The organism is Sphingomonas sp. BK481, assembly GCF_014194875.1.
GTDB classification, from domain to species: Bacteria; Pseudomonadota; Alphaproteobacteria; order Sphingomonadales; family Sphingomonadaceae; genus Sphingomonas; species Sphingomonas aerolata.
The window spans coordinates 110448-127880 of record NZ_JACIAP010000002.1 but is presented as its reverse complement, the minus strand read 5'-3'; the positions used below and the strand labels follow the sequence as shown (position 1 = coordinate 127880).

19 protein-coding genes are annotated in these 17433 nt (G+C 67.6%); 5 read left to right on the top strand and 14 right to left on the bottom strand.

Annotation, left to right across the window (positions count from 1 at the left end):
* Window positions 1–41 precede the first annotated feature (41 nt).
* Together FHY04_RS04525 and thpR are read right to left on the bottom strand one after the other, a co-directional pair.
* Window positions 42–578 (bottom strand): superoxide dismutase family protein, encoded by a 537-nt coding sequence (locus FHY04_RS04525; RefSeq protein ID WP_183935564.1) that lies wholly within the window; start codon window positions 576–578, stop codon window positions 42–44.
* A 12-nt stretch (window positions 579–590) separates the two neighbouring features.
* Window positions 591–1193 (bottom strand): RNA 2',3'-cyclic phosphodiesterase, encoded by a 603-nt coding sequence (gene thpR / locus FHY04_RS04520; protein WP_183935563.1) that lies wholly within the window; start codon window positions 1191–1193, stop codon window positions 591–593.
* Window positions 1194–1312: 119 nt separating this feature from the next.
* On the opposite strand from thpR, the gene FHY04_RS04515 reads away from it, so the two are divergent.
* The 4 genes from FHY04_RS04515 to FHY04_RS04500 all read left to right on the top strand — a co-directional run bounded on the left by FHY04_RS04515 (window position 1313) and on the right by FHY04_RS04500 (window position 4145).
* A complete protein-coding gene (locus FHY04_RS04515) occupies window positions 1313–2062 on the top strand; it encodes a Bax inhibitor-1/YccA family protein (RefSeq protein WP_031440668.1) in 750 nt (249 codons plus the stop codon).
* A gap of 82 nt (window positions 2063–2144) precedes the next feature.
* Complete coding sequence (locus tag FHY04_RS04510; protein WP_183935562.1) at window positions 2145–2936, top strand: transglutaminase family protein; 792 nt, start codon at window positions 2145–2147, stop codon at window positions 2934–2936.
* A gap of 93 nt (window positions 2937–3029) precedes the next feature.
* Window positions 3030–3338, top strand: a complete 309-nt coding sequence (locus tag FHY04_RS04505) for a hypothetical protein (protein WP_166748002.1) — start codon at window positions 3030–3032, stop codon at window positions 3336–3338.
* Between the two features lie 264 nt (window positions 3339–3602).
* Window positions 3603–4145, top strand: coding sequence for a hypothetical protein (locus FHY04_RS04500; RefSeq protein WP_235516446.1), 543 nt, complete (start codon window positions 3603–3605; stop codon window positions 4143–4145).
* 4 nt (window positions 4146–4149) lie between these two features.
* On the opposite strand, the gene FHY04_RS04495 is transcribed toward FHY04_RS04500, so the two are convergent.
* From FHY04_RS04495 to FHY04_RS04470, 6 genes are all read right to left on the bottom strand, one after another.
* On the bottom strand, window positions 4150–4881 hold the full coding sequence (locus tag FHY04_RS04495; RefSeq protein WP_107933306.1) for an extensin family protein: 732 nt from the start codon (window positions 4879–4881) through the stop codon (window positions 4150–4152).
* The gene (locus tag FHY04_RS04490; RefSeq protein ID WP_183935561.1) at window positions 4881–5660 is read right to left on the bottom strand and encodes an NUDIX domain-containing protein; all 780 of its coding nucleotides are present in this window, start codon (window positions 5658–5660) and stop codon (window positions 4881–4883) included. The genes FHY04_RS04495 and FHY04_RS04490 overlap by 1 nt, the downstream gene beginning before the upstream one ends.
* 128 nt (window positions 5661–5788) lie before the next feature.
* Window positions 5789–6304: a MucR family transcriptional regulator gene (locus tag FHY04_RS04485; RefSeq protein WP_031393951.1), complete on the bottom strand. Its 516-nt coding sequence runs from the start codon at window positions 6302–6304 to the stop codon at window positions 5789–5791.
* A 326-nt stretch (window positions 6305–6630) separates the two neighbouring features.
* On the bottom strand, window positions 6631–7116 hold the full coding sequence (locus FHY04_RS04480) for a cupin domain-containing protein (RefSeq protein ID WP_183935560.1): 486 nt from the start codon (window positions 7114–7116) through the stop codon (window positions 6631–6633).
* On the bottom strand, window positions 7116–8225 hold the full coding sequence (locus FHY04_RS04475) for a Gfo/Idh/MocA family oxidoreductase (protein ID WP_311723669.1): 1110 nt from the start codon (window positions 8223–8225) through the stop codon (window positions 7116–7118). The genes FHY04_RS04480 and FHY04_RS04475 overlap by 1 nt, the downstream gene beginning before the upstream one ends.
* Before the next feature lie 83 nt (window positions 8226–8308).
* Window positions 8309–8869 carry a gluconokinase gene (locus tag FHY04_RS04470; RefSeq protein WP_260171322.1) on the bottom strand — a complete coding sequence of 187 codons (561 nt, stop codon included), beginning with the start codon at window positions 8867–8869 and terminating at the stop codon, window positions 8309–8311.
* Between the two features lie 196 nt (window positions 8870–9065).
* Between FHY04_RS04470 and FHY04_RS04465 the strand changes: the two genes are divergently transcribed.
* A complete protein-coding gene (locus FHY04_RS04465; protein ID WP_183935558.1) occupies window positions 9066–10337 on the top strand; it encodes an NAD(P)/FAD-dependent oxidoreductase in 1272 nt (423 codons plus the stop codon).
* Here FHY04_RS04465 and FHY04_RS04460 read toward each other — a convergent pair.
* From FHY04_RS04460 to FHY04_RS04435, 6 genes are all read right to left on the bottom strand, one after another.
* Window positions 10300–11394 carry a metallophosphoesterase gene (locus tag FHY04_RS04460; protein WP_221211643.1) on the bottom strand — a complete coding sequence of 365 codons (1095 nt, stop codon included), beginning with the start codon at window positions 11392–11394 and terminating at the stop codon, window positions 10300–10302. The genes FHY04_RS04465 and FHY04_RS04460 overlap by 38 nt on opposite strands.
* Window positions 11395–11548: 154 nt before the next feature.
* On the bottom strand, window positions 11549–12607 hold the full coding sequence (locus FHY04_RS04455; RefSeq protein ID WP_260171321.1) for a LacI family DNA-binding transcriptional regulator: 1059 nt from the start codon (window positions 12605–12607) through the stop codon (window positions 11549–11551).
* Window positions 12600–14117, bottom strand: coding sequence for a tryptophan halogenase family protein (locus tag FHY04_RS04450; RefSeq protein WP_183935556.1), 1518 nt, complete (start codon window positions 14115–14117; stop codon window positions 12600–12602). Before FHY04_RS04450 ends, FHY04_RS04455 begins: the two co-directional genes overlap by 8 nt.
* Complete coding sequence (locus FHY04_RS04445) at window positions 14114–15148, bottom strand: cupin-like domain-containing protein (RefSeq protein WP_183935555.1); 1035 nt, start codon at window positions 15146–15148, stop codon at window positions 14114–14116. Before FHY04_RS04445 ends, FHY04_RS04450 begins: the two co-directional genes overlap by 4 nt.
* Window positions 15141–15857 carry a SapC family protein gene (locus FHY04_RS04440; protein WP_183935554.1) on the bottom strand — a complete coding sequence of 239 codons (717 nt, stop codon included), beginning with the start codon at window positions 15855–15857 and terminating at the stop codon, window positions 15141–15143. Before FHY04_RS04440 ends, FHY04_RS04445 begins: the two co-directional genes overlap by 8 nt.
* Window positions 15857–17410, bottom strand: coding sequence for a tryptophan halogenase family protein (locus FHY04_RS04435; protein ID WP_183935553.1), 1554 nt, complete (start codon window positions 17408–17410; stop codon window positions 15857–15859). The genes FHY04_RS04440 and FHY04_RS04435 overlap by 1 nt, the downstream gene beginning before the upstream one ends.
* Window positions 17411–17433 lie beyond the last annotated feature (23 nt).

The window sequence follows — 17433 nt, the reverse complement described above, 5'->3', positions numbered from 1 at the left end:
CATGGCCCCTCGCTGAGGATGCCATGGTACGGCTAAGTGGTTCAGCTCGGCTGGAACACGCCGCAGGCGATGCGGCCGCCGCTGTTGCCGGACGGATCGGTCATCAAATCGTCGGGACCGGCATGGACCACGAACGCCGAACCATCGGCATCGAGCAGCCCGGCCATCGTCGCGCCCGGGATCGTGACGCCGACCGTGCCACGGCCGTCGGTGCCGATGATCAGGTTGGGCAGATCGCCCTCGTGCGGCCCCTGCGGGTTCATCGACCCGTGCTTCATCGACGTCGGGTTCCAGTGGCCCCCCGCGGTCGTGAAGTCGGGAGCATCGCACCGACCGGTCGTGTGGATATGGACGCCGTGCGTGCCCGGCGGCAGCGCCTTGGCATCGACGGTGAAGCGCAGTCCGCCAGCGACGTCGGTCGCGGTCGCGCGGCCGACATCGACCCCGGCGGCGTTCATCAGCATCGCGCGCGCGCTCTGCCCGCCTGCGACCGGCGTGCCGGTCTCGAGCCCCTTCTGATCGCAGGCCGCCAGCGTGAGCGCCGCTGCACCGACCAGCGCAAATGTTGCAATCCGCATGTCCGTCTCTCCCTATTGATCCGACGCGAACCCGCCAAAGTCGCCGGCGGTTCCGGCGTCGGGTTCGAGCGGCCAGCGCAGCAGCGGTTCGTACCAGGCACCGTCGCGGCCGAGGTGGCTCTGGTACAGCGTCAGATGGGTCATCGCAAACGGCGCGCTGGCGAGCCCGGCATGGCGGGCGATCCAGCCGTCGATCTCCGGCGACGTGCCGAGCGACCGCGGCAGCCGCGCGAGCGTGACGTGCGGCAGATAGGCGCGGCGGTCGGGTGGCAGCCCGGCGCGGACCACCGCCTGATCGACCTTGCGGTGCAGCGCGGTGAGCGCGGCGTGCGGGGTGACGCCCGCCCAGAGCGTGTCGGTCCGCCCGCGGCTCGCAAACTGACCGACCGCATGCAACGCCACCGTTGGCGCCGCCGGCGTCAGCGACAGGCGGAGCCGGTCGATCTCGGTCACGATGTCGTCGGCCAGACGCGGATCGACCTCGCCCAGGAAGCGCGTCGTGACGTGGAGCTGCTCGTCATCCTGCCAGCGCGCACCCCCGATCCCGTCCATCAGGTCGAACAGCATCTCGCGGATGTGGAGGGGCGGGCGGAGCGCGAGAAACAGGCGGAGCATCGGCGGGATTGATAGCGCCGATCACCCCGAATTGGGAACGTCTCCGCTTGAAAATCGTCCTCCCAGCACCGATGTTGCACGCAACCGGCATGTGGCCGGATAGAGGAGTTGTAATTTCAATGGCTAATTGGTCTGATCCCCGGCCTCGTGCCGCGCCGTTCGGAGCGACGGCCACCACCACCGGTTCGGCAGCGTATGACGCGGGTCTCCGTTCGTACATGCTGTCGGTGTATAACTATATGGGCTCGGGCGTGCTGCTGACCGGCATCGTCGCGCTGCTGTTCGCCTGGGGCGGTGCATCGTCGCCTGCCGCACAGGTGTTCATGGGCGGCGGTCCGCTGAAGTACGTCATTATGTTCGCGCCGCTCGCGATCGTGTTCGGCATGAGCTTCGGCCAGAACCGGATGAGCACCGCGACGCTGCAGATGCTGTTCTGGGGCTTTGCGATCCTGATGGGTCTGTCTCTGTCGACGATCTTCCTGGTCTATAGCGGCACGTCGATCGCCAGCGCGTTCTTCGCGACGGCTGCCGGCTTCGCCGGGCTGAGCCTGTACGGCTATACCACGAAGCGCGATCTGTCTGCGTTCGGGACGTTCCTGATCATCGGCGTCGTCGGTCTGCTGGTGGCGAGCATCATCAACATCTTCCTCCAGTCGGGTGTCATGCAGCTGGTCATCAGCGGCGTCGGCGTACTGCTGTTCGCGGGTCTGACGGCCTATGACACGCAGCGTACCAAGAGCCTGTACATGCAGGTCGCGGGTACGGACATGGTCGGCAAGGTCGTGATCATGTCGGCGCTGAGCCTGTATCTCGACTTCATCAACATGTTCATGTTCGTGCTTCGCCTGTTCGGCAGCAGCCGCAACTAAGCGCTTCGCACCTTCTCTCAGTGACGGTCCGGCGGGAAACTGCCGGGCCGTTTTTGCATCCTGGCCAGGATTTAAGACCACAATGCGTCTCTCGATCGACGTTCATCTGGATTATGGAATTGCCGGCGACGCCGACGTGTTGCTGCAGATCGAGGCGGCGGCGATGCCCGACCAGCGGATCGAGGAACAATCGCTGACGATCTGGTCGGACAGCCCGATCCGCGCCGTCCCGGGCGAAGACGGCATCGGCCAGCGTTGCTGGGCGCGGGGACATGGCAGGCTTACCGCGGCGTACCGCGCGGTGGTGAAGGTCGAGCGGCCGGTCGTCGCGCTCGGCGCCTATGGCACCACGCCGCCCCGAATGCTGCCCGGCGACGTCACCGCCTATCTGATGCCAAGCCGCTATTGCCAGTCGGACCGGTTCGAGGGGTTCGTTGCACGCGAGTTTCCCGGGCTCGACGGCGGGGCGCTGGCGGCGGCGCTGAGTGCATGGGTCGGAAACGCGCTCGATTACCGGATGGGATCGAGTTCGGGCGAGACGACCGCGCTTGACACCTTCGCGTCGCGGTCGGGCGTGTGCCGCGACTATGCGCATCTGCTGGTCGCGCTCGCCCGCGCGGGGGGAATTCCGGCGCGCTGCGTGTCTGCCTATGCACCGGGGGTGGATCCGCCCGACTTCCACGCGGTCGCCGAGCTCTGGCTCGATGGCGCGTGGCGGCTGGTCGATCCGACGGGGATGGCATCGTGCGGCGATATCGCGCGTGTCTGCATCGGGCGCGACGCCACCGACATCGCGTTCATGACGGTGTTCGGGCAGGCGACGCTGTGGACGCAGACTGTCCGGGTCCGCGCGCTCGACGACGAAACTGCGTGACCGGTCCGCGACGCGAGTCGCTCGTCGCAGCGGCAGGAACACCGGGCGTGCTGAACCGTTTGCGTCCGTAACGATTTTCACAGGAGTCTCGACATGAACGATATCGACAAACGCGCGCTCGACAGCCTGTCGGTTGCACCGGATGGGCAGGATGGCGATGCTGCCAACGGCCGGACCGACGGCCGCGACCCGCGCCAGGAGGCCGGTCAGGACAAGTCGATCGGCAAGCGGCTGCAGAAGAACCCGTCGAGCAACGATGCGCGTCTCGACAATGCGCTCGACGAGTCGATGGATGCGAGCGATCCGCCCGCCTCGACTCAGCCGGTGCACAATCAGGGGCCGGCGCCGTCGTCGGGCTATGATGCCGAAGCAGAACGCAAGCTGGCCGAAAAGAACAGCTGATCTATCGGGGAGTCTGCTCGCGCCCGGCCGATGCCGGGCGCGGGCGGCGCTCCGACATTCCAAGTTCTAATGTTGCGTAAATACCGCCCTTGGCGAAAAGTTTGATGCCTGGCCTCGACTGGTCGCATTGCGTGTTGCAGCGCAACAGATTTCATGGTCGCTTATAACCGTGACGTGACGATGCGTTAGGGACCCTCCTCTGCCCCAAATGCATGGGAACGCCTGTTACTTGCAGCAAGGCGGGGTGACGATATGGCTTCACGGATGAAACCGGCAAAGGGCATCACGACGCTCGCCGAGATGAAGGAATTCGCAGGCTTTTCCAGCGCGACGCAGCGTTATATCCGGCGTTCGCTCGATGTCGGCCTCGATCGCGAGGATGCGATGACGCGCTGGTCGCGCGACGTGGTCGAGGAAGCCAGCATTCGCGCACAGGCGCGGCTCTATCGTGGTCTCGACGATGTTCGCGAACTTCTGCCCGAGGATGCGGGGCTCGGCGGGGCGGACCGGTTTCTGGGAAAACTGGTGACGCTGGCGGCGTTCGATCTGGGGCAGGGGCGGCTGACGAGCTTTTCCGCGTTCCGGTTCCTGTACGAGCGGCTTGCCGGCGCGGATGTCCGACCGTGGCTGCCGTCCGCCTTCTGCGCGGCGGCGGCGTTGCCGCATCTCCACCCCGAACTGCGCCGCAAGCTGCTCCAATCGATCAGCGAAGCCGCGGCGACCGCGTCGGGCTGGTCGAGCCGGGAGCCGGTCTTCTTTCCCTATTGGGTGGAGAAGGTCGACAGCGGGACGTCGCTCGCCACCTGACGGCTCAGCGGCAGGCGCGCCAGCCCATCGCGCCGCGATCCGCCTGATCGAGATGGAAGTGGTCGGCATGTGCGGCGTTGTAATCGGGCGAGAGCGTCGTCGCGAACAGCTGGCAGGCGCCGTCGCGTACCTCCCGGAGGAAGGCGGCCTTGGCGGCATCGCCTTTCCAGTCGCGGGCTACGGTAATCCGCGTGCCATTGCCCAGCCGAAAGCCGGCAATGTCGACCGCGTCGGCGGTCGAATGCTCGCTCCACGTGCCGGCATCGCGGCCGTAGATGCGGCGACAGCTATAGCTGCCGAAATGGTCGATGCTCGTGACCTTGGTGCCGAAATGCCGTTCGGCCGCAGGCTGGACGACATTCCATTCCCAGATCGCGAGCGCCGCGGCGACGGGGCAGGCGACGCCAAGACCCGCGGGCGCGAAGTCGATCCGCCGTGCGCCGCCGGATGTGAACCGGACGCCGTCGCTATAGCCGCACCGGCCTTCACCGCTGCGAGGCGGCAGCGCGGTGTAGCGGACACCGGCACGCTCGAGCGCGGCGCGACAGGCGGGATAGGACTGGGTCAGCGCGTTGAGCTTGCGCCCGGTCATCAGCCCGATCGGCTGGCCGAGGTCGAGCGGGGTCCAGGGCAGATCCTGCGGCCGACCGCGCAGTGTCGACCAGAGTATCAGGCCGAGGCCCGTGATCACCGCCAGTGCGACGATCCAGCCCAGCGTCCGTCGCACCGCACGCATCAGCCGTGCGCCACACGCGTGACGGGCTCGCTGGTCACCGGATAGCCGAGATCGTCGGGGATGCAGAAATGATCGATTCCGTCGCGCGGCTCTATCCACGGCGTCACGGTGCGGACCGGTCTGCGTCGTGTGTCGTCGACCGCGTCGTCGAAGCCGGCGAACAGCGCGAGGCGTTCGAGGTTGCGGCGGGTGGGGAAGATCACCTGTGCGCGCCCGGCATCGGCATGCGCGAGGATCTCTGCAGCGGTCGCCCAGAGCAGGCGGACATTCTCCGTCTCGTCGACGCGGGCGGGGGCGGCGTCGGCGGGGAGGCGCGCGAGATAGAAGCGCGTGTCGAAGATGCGGATCAGATGATGCGCCGGCCGCCACCGCGCGAAATAGGTGAGCATGTGCGGATCACAGCGGAGCCCCAGCGCGTCGAGCATCGGCCCCAGTTCCCGTCCGGCATGCAACGCCGCGCGCAGTGTCGTGAGCGTATCGGCGGACGGTGCGGGGTGAAGACCGATGGCGAGCCCGACCTCCTCGATCGTCTCGCGGATTGCGGCGATGCGGGCGGCGGTCTCGTCGATCGCAGCCTGATCGCTACGCTGCGGGATAAGTTGCTCTGCGAGCGTGCGGTCGGCCGGGTCGACCCGGCCACCGGGGAAGACAAGTGCACCGCCGGCAAACGCCATCGATCCCGCGCGCTCGACCATCAGCAGTTCGGGGGCGAGCGACGGGCGATCGCGAAAGATCACCAACGTGGCAGCGGGTATGGCGGGGGAGATCGGTTCGGTCATCGATCTGTGTAACGCGCGAAACCCGGATCGGGCCAGACGGCAGTATAGCGTGATTCAGAGCGCGACCGGCAGAGCGCTCAGGATGGCTTTGACGGTCGGGGAGGGCGACAAGCCCTCCCCGTGGCGCATCAATCGTCGCTGCCGAGCGTACGCTTGGCGGCATCGAGCGCGGCCTTGCCGGTCTTGCGCGAAGTCTTGCCTGCGTCTTCCGCAGCGGCTTCGACCTTCGAACCAGCCTTGCGGCCGAGGCCGATCGACTTCGCCATCGCACGGCGTGCTTCCGAATAGGTCGCAGCGACCATCGGATAGTCGGCCTTCAGGTTGAAACGTTCGCGATACTGCTCCGGCGTCATGCCATGCGTCGTCAGGTGGCGACGCAGTGTCTTGTACTTCTTGCCGTCGATCATCGAGACGATATGGTCAGGCGATGCAAGCGACTTGCGCGCCGTCACGGCGGGCTCATAGGTCGTCGCCTCGGCGGTATCGCCCGTCATCTCTGCGCCGGTCGTGAGCTTGGTCACGGCGGTGTGCATCGACAGGAGAAACGCAGGAACGTCTTCGGCAGCGGTGCGGGTGTTGGGGTTCGCCAGCCAGGCTGCCGTCAGTTCTGCCGCCAGTTCGACGGTATTGATGGTTTCGGTCACACGGGATCCTTGATTGTTGAAAAATTTTCCCCCTCCATTCGCGCGACTACGCGCTATTGGCAGAAAATGACACCCGCAAATATTATTAAAGCGCTCAATTGACCGGGAATTCTGTTCGCGACGTCGAATCCGAGCGCTGATCTTGCGGTTTGCTGATGTTATACGCGCGCCAGACCAGCCCTATAGATCCTCACAAATACGCGCATTCGCGGTTGTAGCATGCGTGCTCTCGCAGCGGGTCCGACATCCGGCGCAGTCATCAGATCCGGCAGATCAGGGTGCGGATCGAGACGCCCGATCGGGACGTCGCGATTGGCAGATGCATCTTATCGCGCAGGGGCAGCCGGTCGGCGCGGCGTGATCTTGGTACCGAGCAGGACCAGCCCGTTCGCGCCGACACCGAAGCCGTGCGGAACGCCGGCGGGGATGAGCAGGACGTCGCCGGGGCGGAGCGCGCGGGTCGTGCCGCCCTCGATCCGCGCACCGTCGGTGAGGCCGGGATTGACGATATGCGGATCGACCAAGCGTCCACCCGAAAGCAACGTCCCCGATCCCGCGACGACGGTCGCATATTCATTCTCGTCGGGATGCACCGCAGGACGGCCTTCGGCTTTCCAATATTCGAGCGCGACGACGCTGCCGCCGCCGCTGACGAGCGTCTGCATCGCAAAGCCCTGACCCGGTTTCATCGTCGCTTCGAGCGCCGCGACCGCGCGGGGGATATCGGTCGCTGCGGCGAAATCGCGCGCCGCTTCCTGCGCCGGCGCGACCGTGGCGACCGCGACCGTCGCCAGCGCGAGCAGCACGCGCATCACGCCTTGGTGCCCGATGCCAGCCGGATCGTCCGCCCCTCGCGCGCCGAGCGATAGATCGCCTCGACGATACGCAGGTCGCGCAGGCCCTCCGCGCCCGACACGATCGGTTCGCGGCCGGTGCGGATGCAGGTGACGAGATGATCGAGCTGGCCGGCGAACTGGGTTCGGCCGGATGCTGCTGGCGTGACATCGCGCTCGCGCCCGTCCGCACCCGTCCACATCCGGTTGTCGGCATAGCGGGTCGCGGGTTCGAGCTCGATCCGGCCGCGTTCGCCCATCAGCAGGATGTGGTTCTGGTTCGCGCTGTACATCGACTGGCAGCTGGCGATCGCGCCGGACGGGAATTCGAGCGTCCAGTCGATCATGTCCTCGACCTCGCGAAACCGCGGATCGGTGCGATCGGTGGACTCGCGCGCGGTCACCGCGACGGGCTCCTCGCCGGTCATGTAGCGTGCGGCCTGGAGGCTGTAGATGCCCATGTCCATGAGCGAACCGCCGCCGGCCAGCGCCTTGTTCAGCCGCCACTTCGACGGATCGCGCTGGACGAAGCCATGTTCGGACCGGACATAGCGCGTCCTGCCCATCGTCCCCGCGCGCGCGAGCCGCATCGCCTCGACGTTGCAGGGCTCGAAATGGCAGCGATAGCCGATCATCAGCTTGCGATCCGCCGCCTTGCAGGCCGCGATCATCGCCTCGCATTCGGCGACCGAGACCGCCATCGGCTTTTCGCACAGAACATGCTTGCCGGCGCGCGCGGCGCGGATCGTGTACTCGGCATGCATCGCGTTGGGCAGGCAGATATAGACGATATCGATATCGGGATTGTCGCGGATCCGGTCGAAGGTTGCATAGCTGTAGACCGACCGGTCGGGCAGGCCATGCGCCGCCGCGACGCGGCGCGCCTTGGCGGGGTCACCGCTCACCACCGCGGCGAGCCGGCTGTGCGCGCATTTGGCGAATTCGGGGATGATGACGTCGAGCCCGTAATAGCCAAGCCCGACGATCGCATAGCCGAGCTTGCGCGTCGGGTCGGCCGCCTGCGTGATCGCGGGCACCGCGGCCAGCGCGGTTGCGCCGATGACAAATTCGCGTCGTCCTATCGTCACGATCAGATCCCCATCCTGCAAGCGCTGTCGGCCACCCTGTTCGGCTACCAGTTGGCGCGTGGCCATTACGACCTTGGTCGGTCTTATCGCCGATCCGTGCCGTTGGCGGCATCCACGCTGGCGCGGTCATCGATCCAGGCCCAGACGTCGCGTACCAGCGTGTCGGGCGTCGCCTGCGCATCGAGCGTGATCGCGGTTTCGTCGGGCCCGGGGCGCTCGAGCGTCGCGCGCTGGCTGTCGAGCAGGCTGGCCGGCATGTAATGCCCCGCGCGCGCGCCGAGCCGTCGCGCGAGTTCCGCCGGATCGGTGTCGAGCAGCACGAACAGCAGCGGAACGCCCGCCGCAGCGCCGAGCCGCTCGCGATAGACGCGTTTCAGCGCGGAGCAGGCGGCGATCGCGAAGCCGTCCGCCGCGACCGCATCGCCGATCGCGTGACCGACGCGGTCGAGCCAGGGCCATCGGTCGGCGTCGTCGAGCGGATGGCCGGCACTCATCTTGGCGACCGCCTCCGCGCTGTGGAAGCCATCGCCCTCGAGGAAGCGGTGGCCGGTCTGATCGGCGAGACGCTGGCCGAGCGTCGACTTGCCGCTGCCGCTGACGCCCATGACGATGATCGCGCAACCGCGCGGGACCGCGTGGGGCATGCCGTCGCCGGAGCGGGCCTGGGGGAAGGGGGTGGTTTGCACAGTTCCTGACTCGCGGGTTGAGCGCGTCCGGCGGCGCTTGGTTCCAGGCCTCTATCCGGTCGATCGCGACAATTGGCCATTACGACCATCGTCGCGCCCTTGTCGACCGGCGTCGGGACGGGCATCGAGACCGTCCATTCAAAGGGATCGCCGCATGTCCGCTCGCAATCATCATGACGTCCTGATCGTCGGGGCCGGCCATGCCGGTGCGCAGGTCGCGATCGCGCTGCGGCAACGCGGCTATGCGGGGACGATCGGGCTGATCGGCGACGAGACCTCGCCCCCCTATGAGCGGCCGCCACTGTCGAAGGACTATCTGGCCGGCGAAAAGGCGTTCGATCGCATCCTTTTGCGCCCGGCCAGTTTCTGGGGGGAGCGCGGGATCACGCTGATCCCCGGCCGTCGCGTGACCCGGGTCGACGCGGCCGCGCACTGCGTCAGCCATGTCGACGCGCAGGCGACCGAGAGCGCCGAGGAGGCGAGCCTTCACTATGGCACGCTCGTCTGGGCCGCGGGGGGATCGCCGCGGCGGCTGGGGTGCGACGGGCATGATCTTGCCGGGGTCCACGGGGTGCGCACGCGCGACGATGTCGACCGGATGATCGCCGAACTGCCGGGTGTCACGCGGGTCGTGGTCGTCGGCGGCGGCTATATCGGGCTGGAGGCGGCGGCGGTGCTGACCAAGCTCGGCAAACATGTGACGGTGCTCGAGGCGCAGGACCGCGTGCTCGCGCGGGTGGCGGGGGCGGCGCTGTCGCGCTTTTACGAGGCCGAGCACCGCGCGCACGGCGTCGACCTGCGAACCGGTGTGACGGTGGCGGCGATCGAGGGCGCTGGCGGAGCCGCGTCGGGCGTGCGGCTGGCGGACGGTACGGTGCTGCCGTGCGAAATAGTCATCGTCGGGATCGGCATCGTGCCCGCGGTCGCGCCGCTGATCGCGGCAGGGTCCGGTTCGGCGGGCGGTAACGGTGTGATGGTCGACGCGCAGTGTCGCACGAGCTTGGCCGATGTCTTTGCGGTCGGCGATTGCGCGGCGCATGCCAGTCGCTTTGCCGGCGGGGACGTGATCCGCGTGGAATCGGTGCAGAACGCGAACGACCAGGCGGCGATCGTCGCCAAGGCGCTGACCGGCGTGGAGGAGGCCTATGGCGCAGTGCCGTGGTTCTGGTCGAACCAGTATGACCTGAAACTTCAGAGCGTCGGGCTGTCGACGGGGCATGATCTCGCGCTGCTGCGCGGCGATCCGGCGACGCGCAGCTTCTCGGTGGTATATCTGAAGGCGGGGCGGGTGATCGCGCTCGACTGCGTCAACAAGACGCGGGATTATGTGCAGGGGCGGGCGCTGGTGGTCGCGTCGGCGCGGGTCGAGCTGGCGCTGCTGGCCGACATCACGGTCGATCTGAAGACGCTGGTGCCCGCGGATTGAGGTCCGACCCGGCGGCGTGCAGCGTGAAGCGCGTCATCTCTGACGGGCGGCCGAGCCGGACCGCGAAGCCCGGCCAGAGTCCGGTGCCGTTGCCGACATAGAGCGTCATCCCTGCGACGTCGTAGCGGCCGGACACGAACCCGCCATTGGCGCGCGCGAACAGGCGGTCGAAGCCGGGCGCGACGCCGCCATGCGTATGCCCCGACAGCTGGAGCGCGACGCCGTGCGCCGCGGCGTTGCGAGCATTGCGCGGCTGGTGATCGAGCAGCAGTATCGGTGCACCCGCGGGTGCGCCGCGCAACGCGCTGTCGAGATCGGGACCCGGCTGTCCGACCGAGGGGGCGGAGAGATCGGTGAGTCCTGCAAGCACGAGCTGCGCGTCGTCGCGTGACAGCACGGCGTGGCTGTTGGGGAGCATGCGGAAGCCGAGCCCGTCGAGGTGCCGCATCCAGGCGGCGTAATCGAAGAAATATTCGTGATTGCCCGGGATCGCATAGACGCCGTCGGGCGCGCGGAGCGCGCGTAGCGGGGCGACGTCGGCGCGGCGCATCGCGACCGATCCGTCGATGAAGTCGCCGGTGACGACGATCAGTTCGGTGCCCGCAGCATTGGCGCGGGTGACCACCGCCTTGGCCCAGCGCGCCGGGAACAGCCGGCTAATGTGCAGATCGGTGAGCTGGAGGATGCGATACCCCTCGAACCGCGGCGGCAGTCCGGTGATCGTGACCGCGACGTCCTTGACCGGCGGCACGCGCAGCGCGTTCGAGACACCGATCGCGGAGATCAGTGCCGCGAGCCCCGCGATCGCATAACGCAGCCCGTCTGGCGCGGCGGTCGTGCTGCGACGCAGGATCGCGGTCGCGAGCGTGCCGATGTCGAGCAGCAGCTGGAGCATCGCGAGCAGCACAATCGCCGCGAACGCCCAGTTGAACAGGATGACGACGCTGCGCGGAAATTCAGGGGCGAAGATCGATCCCGAGGACAGCCGGTTCCAGAAATGAAACTGTGAGGCGAACAGCAGCAGCAGCGCCACGCCGGCCTTGAGCCAGAGCGACATCGACAGCGGCCAGAGCCAGCGGGCAAGGACGACCAGGCAGGGCGTCGCGAAAATGAGATTGAAAATGACGGTCTCCGTTCGTCCCCGCGCCGCCTGTGGGGGAGTTGGCCGTGCGTCGCAAGGCCCGCCGGACCCGCCGGCGCGAGTAGACCGGTCAGCCGCTCGCGGGTGGGCGCGCGGTCGAACGGCGCACCGTCAGTTCCGCCGCGACCGTGATCGGTGCGTCCGGCGGAGGATCGCCCGCCAGCCCGGCGATGATGAGGCTGACCGCGCGCGCCGACGCCTCGGCGATCGGCTGGACGATCGCGGTCAGCGGCGGGTGGGCGAGGCGGATGATCGGCGTGTCGTCGAAGCTGATCAGCGACAGATCCTCGGGCACGCGCAACCCGGTTTCGCGCGCGAGTTCGAGCGTCGCGAGCGTCATCTGGTCGTTGCTGCCGATGATCGCGGTCGGCGGCTCGGAGAGCGCGAGCAGGGTACGGGCGGCGGCCCGGCCCGAGGCATGGCTAAAATCCCCCGACGCGAGCAGATCGGTGCTGTCGAGCCCCGCATCCGCCATCGCCGCGCGCCAGCCATCGACGCGCCAGCCGCTGAGTTCATACTCGGCAGGCCCGGCGATGAAGCCGATCCGGCGGTGGCCGAGCGCGACGAGATGCTCGGTCGCGATCCGCGCCGCGCGCGCGTCGTCCATCATCAGGCGCACGCCGGGCCCTTCGCTGATCGAGCCGATCCGCACGAACCGGATGTCCTGCGCCGCGAGCAGGTCGATGATCAGCGGATTGCCCGAATGCGGCGGGGTGAGGATCACGCCGTCGGGCTGCAACGCGGCGATCGCGCCCAGCAGTTCGCGTTCGATATGATCGCTGTGCGTATCGACCAGCTCGACGATCAGGCGATAGCCATGTTCGGCGCAGGTCAGCATTCCGCCGAGCAGCATCTGGTCGACCCAGTCGGTCCCCTGCCGCGCGCGCCAGTCGGCGATCGTGCGTTCGCGGTCGTTGAGCGCGAGGATCAGATAGGAGCGCGAACCGCCCATCCGCTGGGCGGCGATCGAGGGGACATAGCCGAGCCGGTCGATCGACGCCTGCACGCGCTCGGCCATTTGCGGGCGGACGCCGGTTTCCTTGTTGACGACGCGACTGACCGTCTGCAGCGAGACGCCGGCGTCCGCTGCAACATGCTTGATCGTCACGGCCTGACGGCGCCTAGCCAAGATGCGGGGATCCCGCCGAGGCGGACGGCGCTGTGCTGCAATAATGCGCGACATAGGCGGCATGGTCGGGCAGCGCGTCGACGGTCGCGTTGGTCGTGTCGCGCAGCCCGCCGAGCAGTCGCACGAGTTCGTCGTCGCGCATCTTGGTCGCGATCGGGTGATAGCTCTCCGGGACGATGCCCTGGCCGAGCATCACCTGGACCCAGCTGTTCTCGGCGAACAGCTCGTCATTCTTGCGGAACACGCGGCCGGTTTCGCGAAACAGTGCGATCTTGTGCGCGAGCGAGTCGGGCACCGGCATCGACGCGCATTGCCGCCAGAAGGCGCTGTCGCGGCGGTCGGTCGCCTTGTAGTGGAGGATCAGGAAATCGCGGATCTGCAGCATGTCGGTATGCTGCTGTTCGTTGAATTCGGCGACGTCGCGCGGGCTGATCCCGGCCGATGGGAACATCCGCAGGAGACGGAGGATGGCGCGCTGGATCAGGTGGATGCTCGTCGATTCGAGCGGCTCCATGAACCCGCCGGACAGGCCGATCGCGATACAGTTGCGATGCCATTGCTGGCGTCGCGCGCCGGTGACGAAGCGGATCCTGTTCGGCTCGGTGAGGGTCGGTCCCTCGACGGTGCCGAGCAGGCGCTCGAGCGCGGCATCGTGATCGAGATAGCGGCTGCAATAGACGATACCGTTGCCGGTGCGGTGCTGCAGCGGGATGCGCCACTGCCATCCGGCGTCGTGCGCGATCGCGCGGGTATAGGGCAGGGCGGGCCGGACGCTTTCGGTCTGGACCGCGATCGCGGAATCGCACGGCAGGAAATGCGTCCAGTCGTCGAACCCGGCATGGAGCGCCTGTTCGATCAGCAGCGCGCGAAAGCCGGTGCAGTCGAGGAACAGGTCGCCTTCGATCCGAGCGCCCGAGTCGAGCGTCAGCGCGGCGATGTCGCCACTCTCGCCGTTCAGCTCGACCTGCGCGATCCGGCCCTCGATCCGGGTCGTGCCGTCAGCCTCCGCCATCTTGCGCAGGAACCGGGCGTAGAGGCCTGAATCGAGCTGATAGGCATAGTTCATCCGGCCATCGGGAAGATGCGCGAACTTGCCCTGCAGCGCGGCGCGCAGTTCGAGGCAGTAATCGTCGAATGGCTGGTGATGCCCGCGCGTCAGCCCGTGCAGCCAGAAATGCTGGAAGCCTGCGGACCAGTGATCCTTGCCGGTCGTGCCGAACGAATGAAAATAGGTGTCGCCGCGATCCTTCCAGTTGTCGAACAGGATGCCGAGCTTGAACGTCGCCTGCGTCTCTCGCATGAATTCGGCTTCGTTGATCCCGAGCAGGCGGTTGAACGTCACGATCGGCGGGATCGTCGATTCGCCGACGCCGACGGTGCCGATCGCCTCGGATTCGACCAGCGTCACCGCGACCGTGCGGCCCATCGTCCGCGCGATTGCGGCGGCGGCCATCCAGCCGGCGGTGCCGCCGCCGGCGATGACGACGCGGTGGATCGGGGGCGTGGTCATCGGCTGAGTGCTCTCAGGAGGAAGGCGCGCAGCTTGCCTGCGCTTTCGGGGGTGAGCGGCGCGAGGACGCCGCGCTCGGCTTCGGGGATATGCGCCGCGACTGCGGGGTCGTCGGAAAACACATAATGATCGAACATGGCGCGCCAGTGCCGTTTCTCGTCCTCGGGCAGGTCGCGGATCGCGAGCAATGCGTGGTTGAGCGCATCCTGCGGCTGGCCGAGCCAGCGCGGCGTGTCGCGCCACCAGTAATTGACCAGCACGTTGAAGTCCGAAAGCCCCTCGACATGATGCCACCACAGCGCCGGGATGTAGAGCGCGTCGCCGGCATCGAGTTCGGCGACCTGCGCCTGCGCCAGCGCATCGCGGAAGCCGGGATAGGCGGCGAAGTCGGGGTCGTGGAAGTCGACCATGCTTACCGCGCGGCCCGCGGGGGTATTGTCGACCGGGCCGAGATAGAGATTGCGGAACTGGTCGCGCGGAAACAGCGTGAAGCGGCGACGACCGACTGCGACGCAGGCCAGATTGTCGGGCGCGTCGTTATGCGCCGCGATCCGCGTCGGCGTTCCCATCCAGATGCTCGCGAGCGGCGTGCGGTCGCCGAGATCGACGTGATTGGCCTCGTGCAGCCCGGTGAAGAAATTCTGCATGTCGATCGAGGCGAGATAGATGGACGGTGCGCCGTCGACCCCTTCGTTCTCGGTCATCCGCGCGAAGATCTCGGGCAGCGGCGCGCGCATCATCTGGAAGTTCATGCCCTGCATGTCGCCGTAGAACAGCCGGCCGCCGCTCTGCGCCGCACCGACCGAAACGGCAAAGGGCGTGGGCCGGGCATGGCGTTCGATATAGTCGCGCGCCGCACGTCCCGACTGGCGACCGGCCTCGACCATCGGCCAGTCGGCGACGAGCCCGCGGACGATGAACGGCGTCGTCGCCTCGCGCAGCAGCGTGTCGAGCGCCGCCGGCCCGCTGATGTCGACTTCGCGGATCCGCGGCAGGGCGGCGAAGATCCCCGCGGTGCCGGCGTCAGCCATGCGCGAGCCGTCGGTTCTTGCGCGCGACAAGATCCCCGATCTGGCCGAGCGAGGCGAGCGCCATGAAGATCGACAGCAAATGGCCTTCGGCGTGGAGCTCGGCGACGGAGGCGGGGTCGAGTGCTTCAACGCGATCCTCGTCGATGACGTGATAGCCGACCAGCCGGTTCTTCGATCCGTCCTCGAGCGTGACGTCGAGCGTCAGCGGTTCGAGCAGATCGTGACGCTGGAGCGCGGCGAAGAACGCGGTCGCGGCAACATAATCCTCGTCGAGTGCGCGCAGCTGATCCGCGATGCGTTCGAGAAACGGCGTCGGGCGACCGGTATCGTCGAACACGCGCATGCCTTCGCCCGCGCCGATCCGCGGGCTCGCCATGTCGATATGCACCTGGCGCAGCGACGAACCCTCCGGCCCGCGACCGACGAGGAAGGGCTGGCTGTCGATAGCGAGCGGGCGATAGCGGGCATCCCAGCGGCCGCCCTCGAGAAACAGGTTTTCGCCCGCCTCGAACCCGAACATCGCGAGCGCGGTGAAGCCGTCGCGGGTCTGGTCGCGCTGGAACAGGATCGGATAATGGGTCTGGACGCGGCGGAATTCGCTGGGGACGGTGATGCACGCCATGACGGCGTCGCCCAGCGCATCCGACCGGTCGGTGCGGATCCGCAGGTCGCGGTGCTCTTCAGGCGTCAGGATCGCGTGGTCGGGCATCAGGCTCTCGTTTCCATGGTAGCGCTTGTCATCGCATGCCGCAGGGCATCGAGATAGGCGCGATTGGTCGGCAGGGCGGCGGCGAGCATGCGACCGTGCCGGTCGACCTGCTGCACGAGCATGTCGGCGGCACCGCGCGCGCCCGTGCGGACAGGCGTGCGGCGCGGCGCGGGAAAGCCCATGCCGTAGAGCACGTATTGATAGCTCGCCGCGGGAAAAATCTCGTCGACCATCGGGAAATCGGCGTGCGACGGGGGCTGGTCGGCCCATAGCTGGAGCAGCTCGGCGAGACGCCGCGGGATCGACCCGGGATCGCGGTGGTCACGCCAATAGGGCTCGTCGCGCTGGCTGAGGACATAGTGCAGCTTGAGGAACTCGACGATCCGGTCCCAGCGATAGCGGAACAGCGTGTTGAAGCGCGCGGCGTGGAGATCCATCGTGCGGCGGGTTGCCGGGAAATTGTCGAGCAGCGCCTCGACCGAGAGCTCGACGAGCACGATCGCAGATGCCTCGAGCGGTTCGAGGAAGCCGGCGGACAGACCGATGGCGAGGCAGTTGCGGTGCCAGAAACGGTCGCGATGGCGCGACTGGAACCGCAGGGGGCGAAAGTCGGGCAGTGGTGCGTCGGGGGCGGTCGCGCGCAGATAGCGGATGAGCGTGTCGGCCGCCGCGTCGTCGTCGAGATGCGCAGACGAATAGACGCAGCCGATGCCGCGTCGCGCGGGCAGGCCGATATCCCAGATCCAGCCCGCGGCGTGCGCGGTGGCATTGGTCTGCGACGCGATCGCGCTGTCGGGTGCGACCGGCAGCTGGACTGCGAGCGCGCGGTCATTGAAGAGTTCGCGTCCGCGGTCGATCGTGCCGACGCCGTAATGCTCGCCGATCAGCAATCCGGCATGACCCGTGCAATCGAGGAACAGGTCGCCCTCGATCCTGCCCGATGCGCGCGTGCGGACCGCAGCGATATAGCCATCGGCCGCGCCATCGACGCCGACGACATGGTCGCGCAGGTGGCGCACCCCGAGCCGTTCGGTCGCGTGCCGGGCCAGCAGGGCGGCGAACTTGCCGGCGTCGAGATGATAGGCATAGTTCAGCGTGCCCGCATAATCGGGCATCGCACGCTGACGCGGCGCAAGGTCCCGGTTGCAGACGGCATGTTGCGCGCAGAGCGCTTCGGCAAAGGCCAGGCCGCTGTCGGACCAGGCCGAGGCGAGATCGCGCGGGGCTGCTTCGGCGGGTGTCGTGAAGGGGTGGAGATAGCGGTCGTCGGCCGCGCCGGTGCGCCACCCGTCGAAGCGCGATCCCTGTTTGAACGCGGCATCGCAGGCGAGGAGGAATTCGGTTTCGGAGATGCCGATCCGTTCGAGCGTGCGGCGCATCGTCGGCCATGTGCCTTCGCCCACGCCGATCGTTGCGACGTCGGGCGACTCGATCAGGGTGACCTGAAGCGGGTGCTCGGCATCACGGTCCGCGCGGGCGGCGATGAGGCACGCGGCGAGCCATCCGGCGGTGCCACCGCCGACGATCACGATCGAGGTGATTGCCCGATCCATGTCCAGCCCGTCAGTTTGCATGT